This window comes from Erwinia sp. AK-PDG3-5 (genome assembly GCF_056821705.1).
This window is the reverse complement of record NZ_CM165967.1, coordinates 2,374,060-2,399,139: the sequence shown is the minus strand read 5'-3', so window position 1 is coordinate 2,399,139 and position 25,080 is coordinate 2,374,060. Positions and strand designations below refer to the sequence as shown.

General features: G+C 54.9%; 18 protein-coding genes. 9 read left to right on the top strand and 9 right to left on the bottom strand.

Going from position 1 to position 25,080, the window contains the following annotated elements; all coding sequences use genetic code 11:
- Positions 1–37: 37 nt before the first annotated feature.
- Positions 38–922 (bottom strand): beta-1,6-N-acetylglucosaminyltransferase, encoded by an 885-nt coding sequence (locus tag AC1UKS_RS11045; protein ID WP_482433533.1) that lies wholly within the window; start codon positions 920–922, stop codon positions 38–40.
- A gap of 299 nt (positions 923–1,221) precedes the next feature.
- Positions 1,222–7,269 carry an autotransporter outer membrane beta-barrel domain-containing protein gene (locus tag AC1UKS_RS11040; RefSeq protein ID WP_482433531.1) on the bottom strand — a complete coding sequence of 2,016 codons (6,048 nt, stop codon included), beginning with the start codon at positions 7,267–7,269 and terminating at the stop codon, positions 1,222–1,224.
- Positions 7,270–7,753: 484 nt separating this feature from the next.
- On the opposite strand from AC1UKS_RS11040, the gene AC1UKS_RS11035 reads away from it, so the two are divergent.
- The 3 genes from AC1UKS_RS11035 (at position 7,754) to AC1UKS_RS11025 (ending at position 12,069) form a co-directional block, all read left to right on the top strand.
- Positions 7,754–8,875 carry a DUF4172 domain-containing protein gene (locus AC1UKS_RS11035; protein ID WP_482433529.1) on the top strand — a complete coding sequence of 374 codons (1,122 nt, stop codon included), beginning with the start codon at positions 7,754–7,756 and terminating at the stop codon, positions 8,873–8,875.
- Positions 8,876–9,196: 321 nt separating this feature from the next.
- Positions 9,197–10,582 carry a diaminobutyrate--2-oxoglutarate transaminase gene (locus tag AC1UKS_RS11030; RefSeq protein WP_482433527.1) on the top strand — a complete coding sequence of 462 codons (1,386 nt, stop codon included), beginning with the start codon at positions 9,197–9,199 and terminating at the stop codon, positions 10,580–10,582.
- Positions 10,583–10,596: 14 nt separating this feature from the next.
- Complete coding sequence (locus tag AC1UKS_RS11025; protein WP_482433526.1) at positions 10,597–12,069, top strand: pyridoxal phosphate-dependent decarboxylase family protein; 1,473 nt, start codon at positions 10,597–10,599, stop codon at positions 12,067–12,069.
- 72 nt (positions 12,070–12,141) lie between these two features.
- Here the strand turns inward: AC1UKS_RS11025 and AC1UKS_RS11020 are convergent, their stop codons facing one another.
- Positions 12,142–13,035 carry an SDR family oxidoreductase gene (locus AC1UKS_RS11020; RefSeq protein ID WP_482433524.1) on the bottom strand — a complete coding sequence of 298 codons (894 nt, stop codon included), beginning with the start codon at positions 13,033–13,035 and terminating at the stop codon, positions 12,142–12,144.
- A gap of 122 nt (positions 13,036–13,157) precedes the next feature.
- Here AC1UKS_RS11020 and AC1UKS_RS11015 point away from each other — a divergent pair, with 122 nt between their 5' ends.
- Together AC1UKS_RS11015 and AC1UKS_RS11010 are read left to right on the top strand one after the other, a co-directional pair.
- The gene (locus AC1UKS_RS11015) at positions 13,158–13,877 is read left to right on the top strand and encodes a GNAT family N-acetyltransferase (RefSeq protein ID WP_482433523.1); all 720 of its coding nucleotides are present in this window, start codon (positions 13,158–13,160) and stop codon (positions 13,875–13,877) included.
- 165 nt (positions 13,878–14,042) lie between these two features.
- Entirely contained in the window at positions 14,043–15,008 is a 966-nt protein-coding gene (locus tag AC1UKS_RS11010) for a hypothetical protein (protein ID WP_482433522.1), read from the top strand.
- An 89-nt stretch (positions 15,009–15,097) separates the two neighbouring features.
- Here AC1UKS_RS11010 and AC1UKS_RS11005 read toward each other — a convergent pair whose 3' ends face one another.
- Positions 15,098–16,123 (bottom strand): LLM class flavin-dependent oxidoreductase, encoded by a 1,026-nt coding sequence (locus AC1UKS_RS11005; protein ID WP_482433520.1) that lies wholly within the window; start codon positions 16,121–16,123, stop codon positions 15,098–15,100.
- An 89-nt stretch (positions 16,124–16,212) separates the two neighbouring features.
- The gene (locus tag AC1UKS_RS11000; protein ID WP_482433518.1) at positions 16,213–17,211 is read right to left on the bottom strand and encodes a GlxA family transcriptional regulator; all 999 of its coding nucleotides are present in this window, start codon (positions 17,209–17,211) and stop codon (positions 16,213–16,215) included.
- 114 nt (positions 17,212–17,325) lie between these two features.
- Between AC1UKS_RS11000 and AC1UKS_RS10995 the strand changes: the two genes are divergently transcribed.
- Positions 17,326–17,958 carry an HD domain-containing protein gene (locus AC1UKS_RS10995; RefSeq protein ID WP_482433516.1) on the top strand — a complete coding sequence of 211 codons (633 nt, stop codon included), beginning with the start codon at positions 17,326–17,328 and terminating at the stop codon, positions 17,956–17,958.
- A 14-nt stretch (positions 17,959–17,972) separates the two neighbouring features.
- Here AC1UKS_RS10995 and AC1UKS_RS10990 read toward each other — a convergent pair whose 3' ends face one another.
- Positions 17,973–18,182, bottom strand: a complete 210-nt coding sequence (locus AC1UKS_RS10990; protein WP_265911347.1) for a DUF2767 family protein — start codon at positions 18,180–18,182, stop codon at positions 17,973–17,975.
- 247 nt (positions 18,183–18,429) lie between these two features.
- On the opposite strand from AC1UKS_RS10990, the gene AC1UKS_RS10985 reads away from it, so the two are divergent.
- A complete protein-coding gene (locus AC1UKS_RS10985) occupies positions 18,430–19,899 on the top strand; it encodes a catalase (RefSeq protein ID WP_265910529.1) in 1,470 nt (489 codons plus the stop codon).
- A 71-nt stretch (positions 19,900–19,970) separates the two neighbouring features.
- Here AC1UKS_RS10985 and proX read toward each other — a convergent pair whose 3' ends face one another.
- Positions 19,971–20,969, bottom strand: coding sequence for a glycine betaine/L-proline ABC transporter substrate-binding protein ProX (gene proX, locus AC1UKS_RS10980; RefSeq protein ID WP_482436849.1), 999 nt, complete (start codon positions 20,967–20,969; stop codon positions 19,971–19,973).
- A gap of 344 nt (positions 20,970–21,313) precedes the next feature.
- Between proX and AC1UKS_RS10975 the strand changes: the two genes are divergently transcribed.
- The gene (locus AC1UKS_RS10975; RefSeq protein WP_265910530.1) at positions 21,314–21,838 is read left to right on the top strand and encodes a GNAT family N-acetyltransferase; all 525 of its coding nucleotides are present in this window, start codon (positions 21,314–21,316) and stop codon (positions 21,836–21,838) included.
- A 3-nt stretch (positions 21,839–21,841) separates the two neighbouring features.
- Here the strand turns inward: AC1UKS_RS10975 and AC1UKS_RS10970 are convergent, their stop codons facing one another.
- Together AC1UKS_RS10970 and AC1UKS_RS10965 are read right to left on the bottom strand one after the other, a co-directional pair.
- A complete protein-coding gene (locus tag AC1UKS_RS10970; RefSeq protein ID WP_482436848.1) occupies positions 21,842–23,095 on the bottom strand; it encodes an enolase C-terminal domain-like protein in 1,254 nt (417 codons plus the stop codon).
- 84 nt (positions 23,096–23,179) lie between these two features.
- The gene (locus tag AC1UKS_RS10965) at positions 23,180–23,887 is read right to left on the bottom strand and encodes a FadR/GntR family transcriptional regulator (protein WP_151037412.1); all 708 of its coding nucleotides are present in this window, start codon (positions 23,885–23,887) and stop codon (positions 23,180–23,182) included.
- A 355-nt stretch (positions 23,888–24,242) separates the two neighbouring features.
- On the opposite strand from AC1UKS_RS10965, the gene AC1UKS_RS10960 reads away from it, so the two are divergent.
- A complete protein-coding gene (locus AC1UKS_RS10960) occupies positions 24,243–25,010 on the top strand; it encodes an SDR family oxidoreductase (protein ID WP_482436846.1) in 768 nt (255 codons plus the stop codon).
- The last annotated feature ends 70 nt before the right edge of the window (positions 25,011–25,080 follow it).

Here is a 25,080-nt window from a genome sequence, read left to right as displayed (position 1 = left end):
CCAGATGACGTAAAGCCAATTTAGGTTACACGTTTAGCTAATTGACCAGATGGAATTTAGCCGTGACGGCGCTGAGTTCTTTTACCGGCAGGCTGGTCAAGCTGTCTTCAAGTATTCCCAGAATGGCGCTGTCGACCTGTTCATCGAACTTTCTGGCGAATAAGTTTTTACTGTTAAGCAAAACCACTGAATCTTTTCGCACAAAATCACGTGGACGCAGCTTAATATCGTCACTGGCGACCCAGTCAATTTCACGTTTATCGTCGGAGACAATCACTGATTTAAAGGTGGTATTCATCAATACCGTCTGAAAAAAACCTTCATCTGCGATCAGCGTATTCCGGTAGAAATCTTCAAACTTTTTCAGTTCAGGACTGTAGGTAATGAACTCACAGAACGCCCGGCTGAGGATCATCCATTGATTACCAATATAGGGCGTTACACCTTTTAAAAACATCCGGTTGGCTAGCGGATCGATTTCTAATTTATCCCCCACTTCCTGCACATAGTCTTTAATGCGGTGCAGGGTTTCCGGGCGGATTTTGGCCTGATCGGCAACCTTAATAAATTCAACGCCTTTATGCAGATTCAGGAAGCTCAGTATCTGTCCCTGACTTTTCAACGGGAAGTCCTGCCCGCTGAGGTTGATAAAATATTCCCATTTAACGTCCATATTGACCAGTTTTTTAATGCCGCGTAATGCTGCATCCACCAGACTATAGCCGCCCCAGATCGCATCTTTGCTTTCTAATATCGACGCATTATCATAGTCTTTCAGGAACAGGGTGATGTCATCAACCGTTTCAGCCTCTGCACCTTTATCAATATGGATCAGGTAATGATTATCCGCATGATAGATCGATTTAAACAGACGTTTAAACTGGTGAGGGTAACGGTGTGCAAGAATAAAATAAGCGATCATTGAATTTCCTTTCTTGATTATTATAAAATAATCCTCATGGAAATAATGAGGTAACAAACGAAGGGGTCTTCGTTAAAACCAAATGAGAGAAAGTGGTAATAGATCGAGTATAACACGCTTACTGCCGTTAAATTTTAATACTTTTCAAACGTGAAAATTAATGCCGGAAATTGACCAGCCTAAAAGGTCTAACCAGTTGAATACGTAAACAATGCGGGATTTGAATTTTAATGGGGGCTGCAAAAAACACCCCCTTCTTTTTCATCCTCTGTTAACGCGTTTTATTCTTTCCCGTCAGATCAAAACGTCCAGCGTACGCCTGCATTGTAGTTCCAGCCTTTAGCACCGTTACCGTCGATCTCTTTCTGGTAGTTGGTTTCGGCATACAGCGAGACATTATTCTTGAAGGTGGTGGTGCCCCCCACGCCGATGTCCCACATCTGCCCAAATTTGCCACTGTAAAAATTCTGGCTAATATCCGTATTTTGCGCGCCAACCGTGGCTTTTGCCGTGCCGCCCCAGCCACGGGAAAGGTGAGTGCGAAGATACGGCGTGTACTGACGTTCAGCCTCATCCTGCCAGGTACGGTCAAGCCTTGCACCAACCCGGCCAATGGTTTGATCGTAGTTGCCGTAATCGACGGTGGCTCCATCCTCATCGGTCAGGTTATCCATATTCAGGTGCAGATACAGCACCTGCGCCTGCGGCTCCAGTCGCACCCCGCTTCCCAGCGCCAGCGGATAGCCGCTTTCCAGTGAGGCCGTCCAGCCCTTCCCCTTCACTTTCGCCACGTCTTTCTGCCGCGCGATATCGGTATCCCCGCGGTGCCAGTCCATTGACAGCGCACCATCCAGATAGAAGCCCTTATTATGCTGCCATGTGCCGTACAGCGCGACGCTGTCACTGTCGAACGTCGTGGAGCTGTATCCATCCGCCGCATGAGGACGGATACGGGTATTCCCGCGCGTATAAGCAATGCCCGCACGTAAGCTGTCCTTCTCGCCATCCAGCTTCAGTAAGTTGCCACCGATCTGCACCGAACTGTAATCAAGGTCGAAGTCATAGCCATAGTGACTGAGATCCAGATTGGTTTTGTAGGTCAGATTGGCACCGTTATAGCGGATAAACATCTCACCTCCCGTCCCGCTGGCACTGTTTTCTTCATGGCGCAGCTCGCCAAGGCGTTTATGCAGATCGTCAACAGTGGCCATGGCGTAATAAGCCAGGCCTACCGGTGCCGACAGGTACGATGGCAACTGCGGAACAACCGCAGGACGTGCGGCCGTTTGGCGGGTGCCCGCCTGCGGTTGGAACAGCGACCCCTCCTCACTGACAAAGGTATTGGCCAGGCGGTAATCCCAATATTGATCGCCCGTGCCATTCACCTGACGCTGGCTGGCATCGCTGCTCCCGGGAGCAAAGCTATACAGGCTGTATTGCCACGGACCGGCCGCCAGATAACCGCCTTTCAGGGCAAAACTGTGACTGCTGGCATCACGGGATACCTGTGCCAGTGAAATCCCTTCCCCGGCCTCAATCACCCCGTTGTGATTCACATCGGTCAACGGCGCGGTGCTGCCCTGGGTGATAGCGTCATCAATCAGCGTGGTTCCCGATGCTGTGCCATTGATACGCACGGTATCGCTTTGCTGGAGGCTCAATGCGCCGCCCGCGTTGAGTAGCGTTCGCATTTTGATACTGCCGCCTGCTGAAGCCAGCTCTCCGTCGATGGTCAGACGATTGACCGGCGCGCCATTTCCATTGGTCAAATCCAGCGTCCCGGCGTTATTTACCACCAGTGAATCGCTGCTGCCACCCTGCAATACGGGATTCACGCTATTGCCCACATACAGCGTGGAGTCGGGATCGATATTGATCGTGCTGTGCGCCAGCTTCAGATTATCGGTTAGCGTCCAGTCGGTATGGCTGAAGTTAAGCGTGCTCCATCCCGCACCGAGGTTAACCCCTTTGCTCGGGTCGTCGTCGCCGTTGAACGATCCCCCCCGGGCGTCGATATCAACAAGCGTTAAGGTGCTGCCAGCGCCACCGCCGCTGGTGATATGGCTGACGTTCGCCAGGCCCACGCCTTTCACCAGCGCCTGATTATTTTCGCCACTTCCCAGCGTCACGCTGCCGTTAAGGGTGCCGCCGGTGATGGCGACGGTATCCGTGCCACTACCGGTATTCACATCACCGACCACCTGGCCGCCAACCAGTGCCATCCGATCGCTGCCTGCCCCCCCGGCCACTACCACCGTTTCCGGGTTAGGTGCGGTCAGCTGTCCTTCATTGATAAACACCGCGTTCCCGCCGCGCAAATCAATGATGGGCGCTACGGTGCTGAAGGAGAAGATCGAACCGCGGTTAATCACCTCGCTGGCAGTACTGGTGACAATGGCTGAACCGCCATTCAGGTCATACATCGCGATAAAGCCGTCATTGATCACCCGGCCGGTGGTATTGGCACGCACACCGGTACCATTCCCGGAGACAAAGATGGTGTAGTCCGGCCCTATCACCAGATCGTTACTGGTGGTGGAACCATCGGCATTGGCAAACCGGTATCCCGTGCCGCCGCCGGTGACGTTAATGTAAGCCCGGCCGTTATAATCGAACGAGGTAGCTGAACGAATGCCGTTGCCCGCCCCCACATCCAGAAAGACGTTGTTCAGGGATATCTGGTCGGTTTCAGCGCGGTTGTTAATCACGCTGCCCGTCCCGGAGGCTCCGATAACAATGTCGCTGGCCGTTAATCCCAGCGCACCGTTGTCGACCAGGATACCGTCAGCGCTTCCTCCCCCTGCGACAGTGCTGTGATACAGGCCATCGCCAATCACGTTCAGCACGGCATTATTGCCCACCCGCATGGCCGCTCTGCCGTCAACCACGCTGAGATTGCTGTCATACGGCACGTACTGACCATACCCCTCAGTGACATCCACCCCGGTCCCTGACGCCACGCGCATCGAGCCGTAGTTAATAAAATTACCGCCGTTGTACAAGCGCGCGGCGGTATTGTTGGCCCCATTCAGATCCACCTGCCCACGGTTCTCGATTCTCGCCCCATCGCCCACCTGGAAGGCGGTGATATTCGCCCCGTTACCGGTGACAGAGGACGATGCATAGAGCGCCGCGCCACCGGATTCGGATACCGCGCCGGTGCTGTTAGTGCCATTCAGGGTGACAGCATTGCTCAGGGTGCCCAGCGCCCCATTGGCGATCCTGACCGCCGTGGCGCCCTCGCCATTTACCGTATAGTTATCGCTGCCAAACAGCGTGGTGCCCACGCCGGAAGCGGAGATACCGAGGGTATTTGCCCCGCTCAGAGTGATGTTACTGGTTGCCAGCGGATAGAAGATTGCACCGCCCGCCAGGCGATACAGCGTTGAACCGGCCGTGCTGACATCATAAGTGCTGCCGTTGCTGACAATATTGCCGCCGCCTTCGACGGACTCATAGCCGGTCTGATTTGGATCGTGGAACACCACCGTTGAACCACTGCCGAGGTTCAGCGTGCCGCCATAAACGGCTTCGCCACCGAGCACGTTAGCGCCATAGAGATTCAGCGTGCCGTTCTGGTTGATCACCGCAGCCGATTCATTGGCCACCACGCCAACAGTCCGCAGAATGGCATCCGTGGTGCCGCCCACGTTGATCGTACCGCTGTTGGTCACCACGGTTGGCGTCATGCCATCGCCCGAGATGTTATCGCCATAGGCATAAATCCCCGTCCCGCTGTTACTGACGCTGATATCACCGCTGTTGACCACGCTGGCGCCATACAGGGCAGAAATCCCGGTGGTACTGTTACCCCCCAGATTGATGTCGCCGGTGTTGGTCAACTGCGCCTGGTTTAGCGCAATCAACCCCAGCTGGCCGTCATACACGCCGTTGATCGCCGCATGGTTGGTCAGCGAGGTGTTGGCGTAAGGATGGGCGATGCTGTTGGTTATTACCCCGTTCAGAGCGTGCTTATTGCCATCCACCGTTGCCGCGTTTGAATTGATGCTGTTCATATTCAGCGTCGTTGCCGCATCAATGGTGCCCTGCGCGCCACCTTCAACCAGCACCCCGGTGGAATACAGGCCGATATTGATCGTTGCACCGTGGGTCGTGATATCCGTGCCGGTGCCACTGCCCATCACCCCGGTGGAGAACGAGGCGTCCGGGGTAAAGGTTAAGCCGGCGCCATCAAAGTCGGCCCCGTCCTGATAGCGGAAAATGGTGGAATGCCAGCTGGACACCGCGTAGTTACCGTCAACGGGCAGCGTAATGTTTGCATTTGGGCCTGTTGCCAGGAAATTGATTTGATACTGGCCGCCACCCGAACTGGGCACCGCCGTACGGGCGACGTTCACCGTGGCGTTGCCATCGGCGCGGATGCCAATCGCCGCTTCGCCGCTCAGAGCGATCGGGCCAGTCAACGTTGCCGACGCGTTGCCACCGTCCTGTCCCGTTACCCAAACGGCGGTATTGCGGGTGCCGTTTGCGTCATCCGCCCGGCCCGTCACATTAATCGTGCCATTTGAAAACGCGCTGGCGCTGTTGCCGTCAGTGGCGATCACTTTGATAGCGGTACTGTTATCGCCGTTAAGATTGATCGTGCCGGTGTTGCCAATTAACCCGCCCGTGCCGGAGTCGATCACCAACATGCCGATATTTTCCGCAGGCTGGAACTGGGCCCGGCCATTAATATCGATGGTGCCATTATTCAGCATCGTCGCCTGCGGGCCGCTCTGTACTTTCATCGCCACGGCGTTTTGCACCCCGGACCCGATCACAATATGGCCGTTATTGATCACCGAAGAATTCAACACCTGCGAGGTGCCGCTGATCGTCCCGCCCGGGTTGAGGGCGACGTCAGAGGTGCTCTCCGTCAGGCTGTTTTGCGGCGTGCGGCCGATATACAGCGTGCCACCCGCCGCATTGATAAAGCTGGCATCGTCGGTACTCAGCACCACCCCTGCTGCCGCCTGGCTGGCGGTGGAATTGGCTACGCCAACGTTGATATTGCCGTTATTCACCGCGCTGGATCCTGCCAGCCAGATGGCCGCACTGTCCGCTGCTGGCGCATACTCACTGAGAGCAGTGTTGATGACGCCGTTATTGACGAACCGGCTGTTGCCGAGCAGATAGACTGTTTTGCCGCTATAACCCAGCGCGGAGGCATCCACACCGCTGCCATCGGCCTGATTAAAGAAGCCACCATTGATCACGCAGTTATTGGTGGCTTTGCTGCCGTTGGTCAGTTCAATGGCATTATTGTCACTGGCCGTGCTGCCGCTGCTGGCGAGCTTACCGTCAATCACCACCGTTGCGCCGTTGGTACCGCGCACCGCGCCATTGCTGGCATTGACCACTTCCAGGGTTTTACCTGCCTGCACCGTGACTTTCGCGTGCGGGCCATCGGCGCTTAATACGACACGGTCGCCGATCGCTTGCGCCACATCATCATCCGGATCGTTAGCGCTCATGGTATACACCACGCTACCGGTTTTGAGGGTCAGTGCCTTATTGAAGTCACTGTTATAGCTGTTGGCACTGAGGTTTCCGCTGCTTAACTGGTCGATCAGCCAGTTATTATAACTTTGCAATTCGCTGAGGTTGGTGACATTAAAAGAGGTGGTATTATTATCCAATGTGGTGACGGTAAATGTCCCGCTATAGTTAACAATATCATTAATCTGATAAGCCAGACGATCGCCTGGGGGTGGGGTAATACTGTTAAAGGTAATGCGGTTATCAGAATCCCAGTTCATTGTGCCCGTGCCGCTGGCAGTAAATAACTGGCTCTGTTTCGCCGCCATTATCCAGCCATTGGTGGCGGCAGTCGTCCCTGCACCCTGCTCACCGATATTAACGTTAATTGTACCGTTACTGACCTGAGCGACCCGGGCATTAATATATTGCGCGTCGCCGACATTCACATAGTCCGGCACGACGGCATTAAGATCGACCGGTGCCAGTGCGCTAATCTCGGCGGAATTATAGGTCTGGAACACGCTGTAGGTATCAGTCGCCGGGTCATGGACAATGACATCGTAATCCTGGCTGCCCAGCGTCAGGCGATCGGCACCGATTGCATTGTCATCGGTGATAATCCGGCCGCTGCTCTGCAGCTGTGCCAGCGTGACATCGACGGTGCCGCTTAATCCCGGCGCAAACTGCGGGTTGCCACTCAGGGTTTGCGTCGTGCCATTACAAATACAAAAAACGCCGACCCGATTGTCATTTAATTCAGGGGTAAAGGGTTTAAGCTCTGCTGACCAGGCCTGGGTGGCCGGGTTCATTAATCCATAGGCAGTAACAAGGCTAATAAAAACCGGATGTAATTTAAACAAGATCATTTCCTCCAAAGAAAAAATGCAATACCACCTGCCACACTTAAAAGCATGTTCAGGTGTTTTTTATGATGAGTTGTTGTGTCGTTTGATGTGCAAATAAAACGCCAGCGCAATATCACCATTTTCGCGGATGAACGTCTATATAGCAGCGATGAAATATCGTTTAACAAACCCTAATTCAGAATGCTCCCGTCATCCCTCTAATAATTTCTGGTGCTGGTTTTCAACGGGGGAGTTTGATTGCTAATGGCTAAGGGGTAAATTCAGTTCAGCCGATAGCTGTAAATAATGTCGTCAGGGCCAACGTAATAACGATAAAAGGGAATAAATAAGGCGGGGATATAAAAATGCACCGCCTGACTGCAAGCTCAGGAGAGGATCACAAACCCCATTCGCCCGTGAGCCGATTGTTTGCTATATTCGGCTCATTCAGTGAGCCGAATAGTCAGGTTAATCGGCTCATCACTTCATTAACGCGGGCAAAAATATGACTTCAGAATGGATTTGGCAACAGCCGGACTGGCCCCACTTTCGCTGGGATGAGGCGGCATTATTGCCACGTCTGCGCGATATTCAGCAGCAACGCGGTCTGTTGCTTGGACGCGCGGGCCTGCTGCCTGATGATGAGGTACAAACCCTCGATACCCTGCTGGCCAATATCCTCTCATCTTCCGCGATTGAAGAAGAGTCAATCAGTGTGCAGTCGGTGCGATCGTCACTGGCCCGGCGGCTGGGCGTGACGGAAGACCATCCCTGGCCGGTTTCCGATCGCTCTGAAGGCCTGGCGGCGATGATGCTGGATGCCATCGATAACCGGCAACATCTGCTGAGTGTCGAGCGCCTTTGCCAGTGGCATCAGTGGATCTTCCCGCAGGATGGATTATCAATCCATTCGCTTGGCGTGGGCAAACTACGCGGTGATGAACCGATGCAGGTTGTTTCCGGGCGCATCGATAAACCGGTGATCCACTTTATCGCCCCGCCTCGCGAAGGGCTGGACGCGCAGCTTGCCCATTTTATTGACTGGTTTACTGCCAGCGAAAAGGATGTGCTGCTCGATCCCCTGTTGCGTGCGGCCATCAGTCATTTGTGGTTTATCACCCTGCATCCCTTTGATGATGGCAACGGCCGAATCACCCGCGCATTAACCGACCTGGCACTGTCGCAGGCGGACAACCAGACCATCCGACTGTATGCCATGTCACCGGCAATCCTGGCGCGCCGCGCAAGCTATTACCATATCCTTGAACAGACGCAAAAAGGCGGCCTGGATATCACCGACTGGCTGGGTTGGTTTCTGGAGACGTTGCAGGAAAGCATCCGCGAAGCCATTAACAGCGTTGAGCGTACGCAGATTAAAGCCCGCTTCTGGCAGCGCCATCAGTCTGATGCGCTGAGTAAGGAACAAATCAAAGTGCTGAACCGCCTGTTGGATGGCGGCGATCAGGGGTTTGCAGCGGGGATCAGCGCCAGCCAATATCAAAAAGTGGCCAAAGTCAGTAAGGCCACTGCAACCCGCCATTTAACAGATCTGCTGGAAAAAGGCTGCCTGGAAAAACTGCCCGGCGGCGGACGCAGCACCCGTTATCAGGCGTTAGTGAATAAATGAATTTTAAACAAAGGTTACATAAGGTAAGCGTTTGCGTATCTTTTGGCCGTTTTCTGCTTAAACAACCCTCTTCTTAGCCGGTCTTAATCTCCCTTTTGTGCGGTTTAACAAATAGATCACATCTGCGTGATAACCACACACGGCAAAAGGTCACTACAACGGTATGATTCATAAAGAAAAATAGTAAACAAATCTTAACAAAATTAATCATTGAGCTCAGGGGGGAAAAGCCCTATATTGGGCGCGCTTTTATACAGAGTTGCTACTTTTTTAACCAGTTTCAATCAGGGTGCCAACGATGCCCCCGGTTGTAGGAGAGATATGATGACGGATAAAGTCCGTATTGATACTTTAAATGCAAAGTCTTCACATGCAAACAATGAAACCTATTTGGCGAGACAAGCTGAATTTGAATCAAATGTCAGGAGTTATCCGCGCAAGTTGCCGTTTGCTATCGCAAAAGCACAGGGTGTGTGGATTACCGACGTTGAGAATAATCACTATCTTGACTGCCTGGCTGGCGCGGGAACCCTGGCTCTTGGCCACAACCACCCTGACGTCCTGCAAAGCATACAAAGTGTCATTACCAGCGGCTTGCCGTTACATACACTGGATCTGACCACGCCATTAAAAGATGAGTTCTCCGCTTATCTTCTCTCTTTGCTGCCTGGTCAGGGTAAAGAGTACTGCCTGCAGTTCACCGGCCCTTCTGGCGCGGATGCCGTCGAAGCGGCGTTGAAACTGGCGAAAAAACATACCGGTCGTACTGGCGTGATTAGCTTCTCCGGCGGCTATCACGGCATGACCCATGGCGCGCTGGCGGTAACAGGTAACCTGTCGCCGAAAGAAGCCGTCAACGGCATGATGCCTGAAGTGCAGTTTATGCCTTATCCGCATCTCTATCGCTGCCCGCTGGGTATTGGCGGTGAAGCTGGCGTGAAAGCGTTGACCTACTACTTCGAAAACCTGATCAACGACGTGGAAAGCGGCGTTCGCAAACCTGCGGCGGTGATCCTCGAAGCCGTTCAGGGCGAAGGCGGCGTTAACCCGGCGCCGGCTGAGTGGTTGCAGCGCATCCGTAAAGTCACCAAAGAGCACGGCATCCTGCTGATCATCGATGAAGTTCAGGCTGGCTTCTGCCGTACCGGCAAGCTGTTCGCCTTCGAACACGCCGGCATTGAGCCAGACATCATTGTGATGTCTAAAGCTGTGGGTGGCGGTCTGCCGCTGGCGGTGCTCGGTATTAAGAAAGAATTTGATGCCTGGGAACCGGGTCACCACACCGGCACCTTCCGTGGCAACCAGCTGGCGATGGCCACCGGCCTGACCACGCTGAAGCATCTGACCGAAAATAACATCGCTGAAAAAGTCGCTGCACAGGGCGAATGGCTGAAAGGCCAGCTGGCTGAGATGCAGAAACGTTTCCCGGTGATCGGTAACATTCGCGGTCTGGGCCTGATGATCGGTATTGAGATCGTGAAGCCAGGTGAAGCGCAGGATCATATGGGTTGCTACCCTGCCGATCCGGAACTTTCTGCACTGCTGCAGAAGAAATGCTTCCAGGCGGGTCTGATCCTGGAGCGCGGCGGCCGTAACGGTTGCGTGCTGCGTCTGCTGCCTTCCCTGCTGATTTCGCAGGAAGAGCTGACCGTGTTCCTGGATAAATTTGAAAACGCCCTGTTAGCTGCTGGCGTAAAACCCGTCTGAGTGGAGTGAAGTTGATGTCCGGATTAAACCCTATTCTGGCGGCTTCTGCGCAGAGCACAGAAGCATATAAGCAGGCGATCGAGCAGAGCAGCCAGGCGGTAGTGCAATGGCTGCAACAATCTGAGATGTATCAGGGGAAAACTGTTGCTGAGCTTCGCGAACGCATTACGCTGGATTTTAATCCTCAGGGCCTGGGTAACCAGGCCGCTATTGAGCGTGCGATTGAGTTCTTCTTAAAAGACAGCCTGTCGGTGCATCACCCACAGTGTGTGGCGCACCTGCACTGCCCAAGCCTGGTGGTTAGCCAGGCGGCGGAAGTCTTGATCAACGCCACCAATCAGAGCATGGACTCCTGGGATCAGAGCCCGTCAGCCACCATCATTGAGATGAAGCTGATTGAATGGCTGCGTACCCAGGTGGGCTATCAGGCGGGCGATGCGGGCGTATTCACCAGCGGCGGCACCCAGAGCAATCTGATGGGCCTGATGCTGGCGCGTGATGCCTTCTTTGCCCGTCAGGGGCACTCCATTCAGCAGGATGGCCTGGTGGGCAACCTGAAGAAGATCAAAGTGTTCTGTTCTGAACATGCGCACTTCTCAGTGCAAAAGAACATGGCGCTGCTGGGTCTGGGTTATCAGTCCGTGACGCTGGTTAAAACCGACGAATTCGCCCGTATGGATTTGGCCGATTTAACCGGGAAGCTGGCGGCGGCGAAAGCCAACGGTGAGCAGGTGCTGGCGATTGTGGCCACCGCAGGCACCACCGATGCCGGTGCTATCGATCCGCTGCGCGCGATCGCAACACTGGCGGCGGAACAGCAAATCTGGGTGCACGTTGATGCGGCCTGGGGCGGCGCGCTGCTGCTGTCTGAGAAGTATCGCGATTATCTGGACGGCATTGAGCTGGTGGATTCCATTACCCTGGACTTCCACAAGCAGTTCTTCCAGACCATCAGCTGCGGCGCGTTCCTGCTGAAAGAAGCCCGCCACTATGAGCTGATGCGCTATCAGGCGGCTTACCTGAACTCCGAGTTTGATGAAGCGCAGGGCGTGCCAAATCTGGTATCCAAATCGCTGCAAACCACCCGCCGTTTCGATGCGTTGAAACTGTGGATGGGTCTGGAAGCATTAGGTCAGAAGCAATACGCTGAAATCATCGATCACGGCGTGACCCTGGCGCAACAGGTTGCCAGCTACGTTGCTGAGCAGCCGGCGCTGGAGCTGGTGATGAAGCCGCAGTTGGCAAGCGTGCTGTTCCGTTATCGTCCGCAGCAGTCTGCGTTCGCCACGGATGCGGCGATTGCGCTGTTGAACCAGAAAATTGGTGATGCGCTGCTGGATTCTGGCCGGGCCAACGTCGGCGTGACCGAATCAAATGGCGTCACCTGCCTGAAGATGACTCTGCTGAATCCGACCGTCACGCTTGAGGACATCAAAATCCTGCTGGCGCTGGTTGAAAGCACGGCACAAACGTTAATCGCTGCGTAATTTCGCCGCATTAACAGAAAAGCCGGTAACAGCGATGTTACCGGCTTTTTTATTGCCTCAAAAATGGCGGTTTTACTGGCGGCTGTAATCCATTGCCTGCAAGTCGGCTATCAATCCCCGTTCCCTGGGCTGCCAGCCCAGCTGCTGCTGCGTCCATTTGCCTGAAGCACGTAAATCCATGCTGGCGAACATCGCAAACCAGCCAAAGTGCGCCGCGGCCTCTTCCGGCGGCAACGACACCACCGGAATGCCGAGACCTGCGCCAACCACCTGCGTAATCGTTTTGGCAGAAACGCCCTCTTCAGCCACCGCATGATAGCGACGGCCTTTCTCGCCCTTTTCCAGCACCAGCAGATAGAGCTTCGCCACGTCCAGTACGTGCGCGGCTGGCCAGCTATTAGTTCCCTCGCCAACATAGGCTGCCACGCCCTTTTCCCGGCTGATGGCGATAAACGGGGTGATCAGACCTTGCTTCACCGTATCGTGCACCTGTGGCAGCCTGACCACCTGCACGTTGACGCCCGCGTCCAGCAGCGTATTGCCGGTTAATTCGGACATAATGCGCGGGTTAGCATGGTGAGGATTGAACACTGACTCAGACGCCGGTTTGCCGTCGCCGGCATCGCCAATCCCGGTGCCCGAGGTGATGATCAGCGGACGGTCAGAACCTTTCAACGCATCACCCAACGCTTCGATCACCCGACGATCCTTTTCGCAGTTGGCGACAAAGTTATCGAAGTTATGATCGAACGCGGTATGGATCACCGCATCCGCCCGGGCCGCCCCGGCACGCAGGCTGTCGGGATCTTCCAGCGTGCCGTGATACGGTTCCACGCCTGCGGCTTTCAGCGCTTTCGCGCCAGCGTCTGAGCGGGTGACGCCAAGGACCTGATGTCCGGCAGCCAGCAGTTCGGTGACAATGCGCGAGCCGATAAACCCTGTCGCGCCAGTGAGAAATACAAGCATCAGATAGCCTCCTGGTTGTGTGACAGCCAGTGTTACGCGTAAGCTCAGCACAGAAAAGTAGTGACTTTATCGTAGTATAGAAACTAACAGGCTTAGATTTGAGACGTAGCGGAGAACTGACGATGACGGGAGACGCGAAGGTAAACATCAATCAATATGGTCAACAGGTGGGATTTGCGTTACCCGACTGGCAACCTGCGCGCCCTTTTCCGCGCAGTCCGTTAACGGGGCAATATTGCACGCTCGACCCGCTTGACGAAAAGCATAGCGCAGCCCTGTTTCAGGCCTTTTCGCTGGCGGAAGACGATCGCGACTGGACCTGGCTGGGGGCGCAAAAACCGACCTCACTGGCGGAGATGAGTGAATGGATCGCGCATAAAAGTCAGGATCCCGCGCTGGTGAGTTACGCCGTGGTCGACAATGGCAGCCAGCAGGCGGTTGGCGCGGTGTGCTTTGCCAAGATTGAGGCGGTAAACGGCGCCTGCGAAATCGGGCACGTCACCTGGTCACCGCTGATGAAGCGCACGGTATTCGGCACCGAGGCCCTGTTTCTGCTACTGACCCACGCCTTTTCCCTAGGCTATCGCCGCGTGGCCTGGCGCTGTGATTCCACCAATCTCGCCTCACGCCGCGCGGCTGAGCGGATCGGCTTTACCTTCGAGGGCTGTTTCCGTCAGGCGATGACCCGCAAGCAGCGCAACCGTGACACCGACTGGTTGTCGATCATCGATGGCGAATGGCCGGCGATCGCGGCCGCACTGTCTGGCTGGCTCTCAGCCGCAAACTTCACTGCTGATGGCCAGCAGAGACTGCCGCTATCGGCTTTTTTCAAAAACGGATAAATGCGCGCGCTGAATTTTCAGGACGCGTGGATTGCGAACAAAGATCGCCCGCTTGACATACTTGCTGTTAATTTTTGAGACGAACCCTAACGCTACGCTGCTGTATTACTCCGGCCAGTAGCGTTAAAATGGTCGTCTCAAAGCAACGCTGGATAGCGAGGTATAATGTCTTATCGTTTCACCCTGGCCGCAATAACGGCCGCCATAACGCTCACCGGTTGCGCCAAACAACAGAAGCCCGGCGCGCCAGAAGATTTCTTCAATGGCCCGACCCAAATCAATGTGTCTCATGTTGTGACCCGTGCGGACGATGGTTCCGCCATTTTTCTGACGGTTGATGGTAATGACGCGGGCCCACTGGTTGCCGGTAAAAACACCGAGCTGCATATTCCGGCCGGTAAGCACAAAGTCGGGGGTTATGCTCAGACGCTGCTCGGTCTGGGTCGTGTGACGATTCAGTCTGTCGATGTGACAACCAAACCGGGAGAAGTGACGCAGCTGGCCTATTCGGTCACCCGCGACAAGCCGGTATTTGCGAAAGAAGGTGTCACCAAGCTGCCGCCTAAACCGGTTGCGACACCGGCTGCAGCGCCGGCAGAACAGGCTGCGCCAGCGCAGACCGACCAGACTGCGGCAACGGCAACCTCAGCCACCATTCCGACGGTTGCCGCCACGCCACCGGCTGCGGTGCCCGTAACGACCGGGACTCAAGCGACGCAAAGCATCACCGCGACGACGACCACACCTGCTGCTACCGTTCAGAGCACGTCAACGCCTGCAACGGCCACTGAGAGTACTACTACACCTGCCACAACCAGTCAGAGTTCGGCGGCAACACCGGCTGCGACCTCAACTGACACCCCGCAGAGTACGACAGCCACGGCACCGGCAACCGCGTCGACCACCACCACACAGAATGCGGCAACAACCAGTCAGCCTGCGACCACGACCACCACCACGCAAAGCGCAACGGAATCGTCAGCCAAACCGGCAACGACCACCACTGAAACGTCGAAGAGTACTGATAGCGAGACAACGCATTCAGCGACCAGCAATACGGAAAACGCGCAAAGCTCTGGCAGCTCAACCACCACGCCAGTCGAGACCACTGAGTCCTCTACTAACGGATAATTCGGTCACGGTGTCGGGATTGTGGATCCGGCAAGGCTGGCTGAAGGCAATAGCCTTCAGCACGCAACCTTTTTCAGATTTGTTCGAACCTAGTCGCGCCAGCCCAATGCCGGCGCGACATGTTTCAGAATTGATTCCATCACGTGCGCACAGTAATCGACGCCCAGCTGATTCGGGATGGTCAACAACAGCGTATCCGCTTCGGCAATCGCTTCATCTTTCGCTAACTGCGCAATCAACGCTTCCGGCTCAGCTGAATAGCTACGGCCAAAGATGGCGCGGGTTTTCTCGTCCAGATAACCGATTTGATCGCCAGCTTCACGGCTGGCACCAAAGTAGGCGCGGTCGGTGGCATTCATTAAGGCAAAGATGCTGCGGCTGACGGAAACGCGCGGCTCCCGCGTGTGCCCTGCTTCCTGCCATGCGGCGCGATAGGCACGGATCTGTTTAGCCTGCTGAATATGGAACGGCTCGCCGGTTTCATCATCTTTCAGCGTCGAGCTTTGCAGGTTCATACCCAGTTTCGCCGCCCAAACCGAGGTGGCATTAGAGCCGGAGCCCCACCAGATGCGTTCACGCAGGCCCTCGGAGAAAGGTTCAGGTCTTAACAGGCCTGGAGGATTAGGAAACATCGGTTGTGGATTCGGCTTCGCGAAGCCTTCGCCGCTCAACACTTCCAGCAAACGCTCGGTATGACGACGCCCCATATCCGCATCGCTTTCGCCTTCCTGCGGGACATAGCCAAAATGACGCCAGCCTTCAATCACCTGTTCAGGGGAACCACGGCTGATACCAAGCTGCAAACGGCCGCCGCTGATCAGATCGGCCACCCCGGCATCTTCGGCCATATACAGCGGGTTCTCATAGCGCATATCAATCACCCCGGTACCAATCTCAATGCGTTTGGTCTTCGCGCCAACCGCAGCCAGCAATGGGAACGGTGCGCTCAGCTGGCGGGCAAAGTGGTGAACGCGGAAATAAGCGCCGTCAGCGCCTAATTCTTCTGCTGCCACCGCCAGATCGATGGATTGCAACAGCGCATCAGAAGCCGATCGCGTCGCCGACTGCGGTGACGGCGTCCAGTGTCCAAATGACAGAAACCCAATTTTTTTCATGACCGGAGTGCCTTGTTTCAGAGTTAAAAGTGGTAATGCGTACGACAGAATGAAGCTGAATACCCTTAGCTTGCAAGCTTTTGACTGTATCAATCTTTTATCGGGTAACCATTCTCGTGCACCTGGGCCTCAGCGCGCGTAAACAACCGCCCATAGACACCCGGCGTCATGCCGGTGACTCTGACAAAGGCTCTGCGCATAACGTCGACGCTGGCGAAGCCGCACTCTCCGGCCAGGATTTTGCTGGCCATCCCCTGCTCCAGCAGCTGTTTCGCTCGGGCCACGCGCTCCCTTTCCAGCCATTGCGCCGGGGAAAGAGCCAACGTCTGACGAAACAACCGGGAAAGGTGGCGCTCGCTGACGTTCATATGCTCTGCCATCACCGCGACATTTTTCACCTTATCGAGATGGCTGGCGCTCCAACGCAGCAACTCCTGAAAGGATGAACGGCCGGAAAGAGTGACATTGTCACCGCGCATAAAATGATTCTGACTCACCGGTCGGCGGAAGAACATCACCAGGTTACTGGCGATCTCCATCGCGACGTCCCGCCCCAAATCTTCCTCCACCAGCCTTAGCGCCAGATCGAGACCTGAAGTGACGCCCGCTGCGGTTCGGATCGGGCCATCGGCAACATACAGCGCATCGGCATCGACGCTTATCTGCGGGAAACGGCTGGCCAACTCGCTGGCGCAGGCCCAGTGCGTGGTCACCCGCTTGCCCTGCAACAAACCCGTTTGTGCCAGCAATAATGCTCCGCTGCACACCGAACCAAATCGCTGACTTCGCCGGCACAGGCCGGTAATCGCGTCCAGTTGCTGAGGCTCGGCAATGATGTCGGTGATGCCGGGCGCGCCAGCCACTAAAAAGGTCTGCGGTGAGTAATCCGCGGATTCACTGAGCAGGCGATCGGCGGTCAGGCGAACGCCGGAAGAGGAACGCAGCATCGGCGTGGAAAATGACATCACTACCGGCGTATACACCTGGCGTTGCAGAATGCGGTTCGCTTCGGCAAACACGTCCAGCGGGCCGCAGACATCCAGCATCTGCACGCCAGGCACGGCGAGAATGGCAATGTCACTGTTCATTATTCCTCCGGTGTCCGGGTTTGCCGGAATGTCCCGTATCGTCGTAATCAGTCGCTTTGAGTCATTTATGATGCACAGCATACTGCTTAAACACAATCCCAAGGCGAGAAAATCATGAACCAGACAATTAACGTTCCAGACAGTCAGATGGCGAATGAAGTCACCGAATTGGTGCGCGATACCGAATCCGAGCTGCTGTTTCACCATTCCAGCCGCGTTTACTACTGGGGTGCGCTGGCGGGACAACAGCGCGGGCTGAAGGTCGACAGCGAGCTGCTGTACGTCGGCTGCATGTTCCACGATATGGGGTTAACTCACGATCACTGTAGCTGCGACAAACGTTTTGAAGTGGACGGTGCCAACGCAGCGCGGGAGTTCCTGCAGCGTCACGGCATCGAACAGGCCGATATTGATAAGGTCTGGACGGCGATTGCCCTGCACACCACGCCAGGTATCCCGGAATTTATGGCGCCAGAGATCGCACTGGTCACTGCCGGCGTGGAGATGGATGTGCTGGGAATGGGATATGAGAATTACAGCGAGCAGCAAATCGCGGCGGTCACCGCGTTGCATCCTCGTCCTGAGGCCTTTAAGGAAGCGATCATTCAGGCCTTTTATGACGGCATTAAGCACAAGCCGCAAACCACCTTCGGCAACGTGAAAGCGGACGTGATTAAAGATAAGGAAGCAGGCTTTACGCCGGGAAATTTCTGTCAGGTGATCCGCCAGTCGCGCTGGAGAGGCTAACGGCGCGGCGGTGATCAGTCCGGCTTCACCAGCCGGATAGCGTGTTCCAACACTTTCTGTTCATCACGGTCGGCATCCGATCGTTCCTGCCGGGTCTTCAACAGCAGATTCGACAACACCTTGCGATCGGTGTCGAAACCCCCTTCTGCCAGCACAATCACCGCATCGCCGATCACCCGGCACACCTCATCGTAATACTCTTCACTCAGCACATCGCGTTTCATCATTTATTCCTGTTGCTGGTTCGGTTAGACCTTAATGGCTTAAACCTGGCAAACAATCTGATGCAAAACAAGTTGAGACATACTTTGTAAAGACTTAGCGAGAAAATTGGGCGATGAGCGTCGCGCCGATCCCACTTTTTTTAAAATTTTGCCCAGCGAATGCCCTTAATCTGTTTGTGGATGTGCATTCCCGTTTATCTCTTCTATCTTTATCTGCAAGATGAAACGATAAGTCGGAGAGACAACAATGAGCAATGATCCACGTAAGCCCACCACCACTGATGCTGGTATCCCGGTAGCCAGCGATGAATACTCATTATCGGTCGGCCCGGATGGCCCGGTTCTGCTGCACGATCACTATCTGATTGAACAGATGGCGAACTTTAACCGTGAACGCATTCCGGAACGCCAGCCGCATGCGAAAGGCAGCGGTGCCTTTGGCCACTTTGAAGTGACCCATGATGTCAGCCAGTACACCAAGGCCGCCGTTTTCCAGCCGGGAACCAAAACCGACGTGGTGATGCGCTTCTCTACCGTTGCCGGTGAACGCGGCAGCCCGGATACCTGGCGCGATCCGCGTGGTTTCTCGATCAAGTTCTACACCACCGAAGGCAACTACGACATGGTGGGCAACAACACGCCGGTGTTCTTTATTCGTGATCCGATGAAGTTCCAGCACTTTATTCGCTCGCAAAAGCGTCGGGCGGATAACAACCTGCGCGATAACGATATGCAGTGGGATTTCTGGTCGCTGTCACCCGAGTCAGCGCATCAGGTCACCTATCTGATGGGCGACCGCGGCATTCCGAAAAACTGGCGTCATATGAACGGCTACTCCAGCCATACCTATATGTGGGTGAATGCGGCGGGCGAGAAGTTCTGGGTGAAATACCATTTCCACACCGATCAGGGCATCGAGAACCTGACCCAGGAAGAAGCCGATAAGCTGGCGGGTGAAGACGGTGATTACCATACCCGCGATCTGTTCAATTCCATCAAAAACGGCCAGTTCCCAAGCTGGACGCTGCATATGCAAATCATGCCGTTTGCCGAAGCGGAAACCTACCGCTTCAACCCGTTTGACCTGACCAAAGTCTGGCCGCACAGCGATTACCCGCTGATCCCGGTGGGCAAATTAACCCTTAACCGTAACCCAACGGATAACCATGCGCAGATTGAACAGGCCGCCTTTGAGCCGAACAACCTGGTGCCCGGCATTGGATTGAGCCCGGATAAAATGCTGATTGGCCGCGTGTTCTCTTATGCTGATGCGCACCGTGCGCGTCTGGGCGTCAACTACAAGCAGATCCCGGTTAATGCTCCCCACTCGCCGGTGAACAGCTACAGCAAAGATGGCGCCATGCGCATGAATCCGGTGTCCGATCCGGTCTATGCTCCTAACTCCAAAGGTGGCCCGGTGGCGGATGGCGATCGTTATCCGACAGACTCCACCTGGCCGTCCAGCGGTGAGATGGTGCGCGCGCCTTACACCTTGCGCCGCGATGATGACGATTTTGGCCAGGCCAATACGTTGATCAATAAGGTGATGGACCAGGCGGGACGCGATCGTCTGGTGAGTAACGTTACCGGCCATCTGCTGAATGGCGTTGAGGAACCGGTGTTGTCGCGCGCCTTTGAATACTGGCGCAATATCGACCAGACCATCGGCGACCGCATTGCCCAGCAGGTCACTGACGAACGGGCGAAACGCAGCTAATTCGTCTTAAATAACAAAATGGCCTTCATTGCGAAGGCCATTTTTTTGTCTTAACGCACGGCGAAACGGCGTTATTTGGCGGCAGCAGCAGCCTGTTTTACCCAGCCATCGAACGTCGCCTGATGGGAGGCAATCCAGCCATCCACATGACGGTCGATATCATCGGAACTGCCCTGTCCTTCATGCATCCGCAGGTTTTGCGCATTCACGTCCGCCAGCGGCAGCTTCATCACCGCAAACAGCTTCGCCGCGGCCGGATTCGCCTGGGCCCAGGCCTTGTTGGCGACGATATGTTCGTTATTCACCGGGAAGCCGTAATTCTTGCCGTTCGGTAAAGTGGTATCCAGATCTTTCTGGCTACCCGGATTGGCAGAATGCGGCACCGTTAACCACACCACATCTTTCCCTGGCTTAAGTTCATCGCTAACCCAGTAAGGCGTCCAGGTGTAATAAAGTACCGGCTTGCCGGCCTTAACTCGGGTGAGTGTATCGGCGATAATCGCGGAATAATTTCCCTGATTCTGCACCACCGTATTACTCAGGCCATACGCTTCAATCTGGGTGCTGATTACCGAGCCACATACCCAGCCAGGATTACAGCCGGCAAGGTCAGCTTTTCCATCGCCATCGGCATCAAATAATTTGGCGACATTGGGATCTTTCAGCTGCGAAATATCGTGGATATGATATTTATCCGCGGTCTTTTTATCGATTAGATAGCCCTGCGCCGCACCGGAAATATAGGTGCCCTGGCGATAGAATTTATTGTCGCCACCTGCTGAGGCGTACATGTCCTTTTGCAGCGGGTCCCAGTTAACCGCCATGTAGGTGGCATCACCGCTGGCAATCGCCGTGTAGGCAACGTTGTAATCCACTTCTTTGATCGGTTGAACGTCGTAACCTAACGCCTGTAAAGCCCGGTTAACCAGCTCGGTCTGGAAGGTTTCTTCCGGCAAGCTACTCTGTACGGCGTTAACCACTACACCTTTGCCTGGTAACGTGGCTGAGAACGCTGGAGATGCACTGGCAAGGGTTGTAATGGCTAACGTCAAAATTCCGCTGGTTCGCATGATGAGTCCTTTTTATTTTTTTAGGGTGTTAACACTAAAAATAGAAGAAAAAATCACGCCACTCTCTTACAAATAACAACAGCCACTCTGGCAGTTTGAGGGTAAATATTCGCTGCGCTGAGTGAGGGTTATTTCATGAATAACGTATCAGGGAGTGCCGCAATATATTTAACGGGGTATACCCTACCACAGTGAAATTCTGAGGCAACCGGAAATGTCCGGCTCTCAGACCCCGGTCTTTAGCCCGATCCACATCATAAGAATTTCCTATGAGTGCCACTTCTGCCGGAAAAAACCGATTAGCGTTACGATAGTCCGCAGACCAGCCAACCGACGAGAAACTAATGGAAATTGTTACGGCGCAAGCCGCTCATGTTGCAGGAATACAGCAGATTTATGCGTGGCACGTCCTTAATGGACTGGCCACGTTTGAGACCGAACCGCCAACGGCCGAAGAGATGCTGGCAAGGCTTGCCAAAGTACAGGAAAGCGGAGGGTTCTGGCTGGTGGCATTAGAAGAGCACCGGGTTGTCGGCTATTGCTACCTGGCGCCCTATCGCCCGCGTTATGCTTATCGCTTTACGCTGGAGGATTCGATCTATCTCGATCCTGACTGCGCCGGACGCGGTATTGGCCGCGCGCTGCTCGGTGAAGGCCTGCGCCAGGCGCAGGAAGCCGGATTCCGGCAGGTGATGACCGTCGTCGGCAACAGTGAAAATGTGGCTTCACTGGCCCTGCACCGCTCGCTGGGTTTTGAGCTGACCGGCGTGTTAAAATCCGTGGGCTTTAAGCATGGCCGCTGGGTCGATACCGTGATGATGCAATGCACGCTGGGTGAAGGCGACACCACGATACCTCAGGATCGCTAAGCGTTATGGTCGGGCGGCGGTGCCGTCCGGCAAACGTGCGTTAGTCCAGTCCGGCAAGCCACCGGTCACCGGGAAGCGTTTCGCCTTCTCTTCATCAATATCGACGCCGAGTCCCGGACGGTCGCTCAGGTAGGCATAGCCGCGATCGATTTCAGGACAACCCGGGAACACCTCCATCAGCGCATCATTCACCGGCGTGTATTCCTGAATACCGAAATTGGTGACGCTCATATCCAGATGCAAATTGGCTGCCACGCCCACCGGCGAGATATCACCCGGCCCGTGCCAGGCCGTGCGCACGCCGTGGATCTCGGCATAGGTGGCCAGTTTTTTCGCCGGGGTAATGCCGCCAATGGTGCTGACGTGGCAACGGATATAATCAATCAACTGCTGCTGAATCAACGGCTTCCACTCGTTGACGTGGGTAAACAGCTCCCCCATCGAGATCGGCGTGCTGCTCTGTGCGCGGATCATTTTCAGCCAGTCGATATTCTCCGGCGCAACCGGATCTTCGAGGAAGAACAGCTGATAGGGCTCCAGGCTCTTGGTCAGCTGCACCGACGCGACTGGCGTAATGCGTTCATGCACATCGTGGATAAATTCAACGCCAAAGCCAAGCTTGTTGCGCAGATGGTCGAACAGACGCGGCACCGCGCGGGCGTAAGCATCCGGATCGAAATAAATGCCCGGCGTCTGCGAACGCGGTGAGACCTTCGGCTGAATATTGCGCGCCTTCGCCAGTTTGCCGGCGATAAGCTTGAGATCGTCAGTGCCGGCACCGCCGTACATGCCCATCTGGCAACGGACATACTGATAACCCTCTTCCATTCTGGCGCGAATGTTATCTTCCACTTCGACTTCATCGGCACCATCGCAGTGGCGATAGAGCGGAATGCCATCGCGGCAACGCCCGCCCAGCAACTGGTACACCGGCAGGCCGGCCACCTTCCCTTTGATATCCCACAGCGCCATATCCACGCCCGAAAGCGCATTGTTCATCACCGGGCCGCTGCGCCAGTAACCGCTGACCGCCGCCGACTGCCAGATATCTTCATTGCGCAGCGGATCCTTACCGATCAGGAACGGCTTCATATAGTTTTCAATTGCGGCTTCCACGGCAAAAATGCGCTGGGTAAAGGTGGCGCAGCCCAGGCCGTACAATCCCGGCTGATTGGTTTCCACTTTCACCACCACCAGGTCGATACCACCCGGGGCGGTCAGCAGCGTTTTGATGTTGGTAATTTTCAACGTTTCCATAAGTCTCTCCGGATCACCGCAATGATGTATGATGTCCTACATGTTAGAGGTAAATAAAAACCTCATGACGAGGTTTTGTTAAGGTTATTTCTCTGTCAGCTTCACTTCTGTAATCGCGTCCACGTTGTGGGCCATGGCATTGTTTAACGTCTCGCTGGCGGTAGTCGCGTCGCGATTCTTCAGTGCCATAAACACTTTGATATGCGCTTCGACACTTTCCAGCGTGATCCCCAGTACCCGGTTTAACTCTTCAAGGTAATGGATATAAATGTTCTTAAGCGACTCCATCACATGGATGAAGACCTTGTTATGCGACGCCTTAACGATCGCCAGATGGAAATCATAGTCGGCCTGCGAGTACTTCTTATAGTCGTCTTTGCTGACCAGCATACGGTTTAAGGCCTGCTCCAGCTGGCGGATGTCCTCATCCGTCGCCTTGACCACCGCCAGGTCCATACAGCGGAATTCCACGGTCTGACGAAACACCCGCATATCATCAAACTCTTCCTGCGACAGATGCAGAATCGGCTGGTTGTCACTGAACGCGCCATAGCGGGCGATCTCACGGGTAACATAGGTGCCCTTACCCTGATGGGTTATCACCACGCCCAGATCGCGCAGCTTCTGCACGGCACTACGAACGCTGACGCGGCTAACGTTAAAGGTCTGCGTCAGCTCTGACTCGGAAGGCAGCTTGCAGCCGGGCTCCCAGACGCCGTCCTGGATATTCTTTTTCATTTGCTCGTAGATAACGTTCACCACGTTATGCTTCTGCACGCTTTCCAGTGTCACGTCTTTCCCCTGTTGCTGGTTAATGTCGCCATTCTATTCTGCTGGCTTGCTGATACCAACAAAACAGCATGATTAACGTCGACCATCAGCTTGTCCTACAAGTCAGAATCTCTTTTTAGCACTGCCACTATCCGTCTGGCAAGGATTAGTTTTTCACTGAGCCAGACTGTGAAGTAAATCACAAAACAGACCCATAACCCTGATTTTAAAGGCTATATTAAAGGTGTAAAGTGGCCACACCGCAGATTATTGTGATCGGGGCTACAATTTCTTAACCTGTAGATTGCTCAACCATACCGCCTCACGTAAATCTACAGCCTGTTAGTCATGTTACATGAAGCTTACAGGAGTCATCATGTCTTCACTGTTCTCTCTCAGCGGCAAAACCGCGCTGATTACCGGTTCAACTCGCGGTCTGGGCCTGGCCTACGCACAGGGACTGGCCGCGGCCGGTGCAACGGTCATTCTGAACGGCACCCAGGAAAGCCATATGCAGACCGCGCTGGCCGCGCTAAAGGAACAGGGTGCCAATGCGCATGGCTTCCTGTTCAACGTGGCGGATGAAGCCGCGGTCGAAGCGGTGTTTAAAGAGCTGGACGATCGGGATATTCACGTCGATATCGTGATCAATAACGCCGGCATTCAGTTCCGTCAGCCGATGTTAGAGCTGGCGTTAAGTGACTGGCAGCGCGTGCTGGACGTCAACCTGACCAGCGCCTTTCTGATTGGCCGAACCGCCGCCAGACGTATGGTCGCCCGTAAAACCGGCGGCAAAATTATCAATATCGGATCGCTGACCAGCGAGGCTGCCCGCGCCACCGTGGCGCCTTATACCGCGGCGAAAGGCGGCATCAAGTTGCTGACCAAATCAATGGCTGCTGAATGGGCGCAGTACAACATCCAGAGTAATGCGATTGGTCCCGGCTACATCCTTACCGATATGAACCAGGCGCTGGTCGATAACGTTGAGTTCGATCAATGGGTGCGCAACAGCAACCCTTCCGGTCGCTGGGGAAAACCCGATGAACTGATTGGCACCGCCGTGTACCTGGCGTCTGATGCCTCTAATTACGTCAACGGCCAGATCATCTATGTCGATGGTGGCTGGCTGGCCACGCTTTAACCGTCTCACGAGCACAACATAATAATCCTGCCAGGCAATAAGACCTGGCCTCGTGCCCTACCGTTCGAAA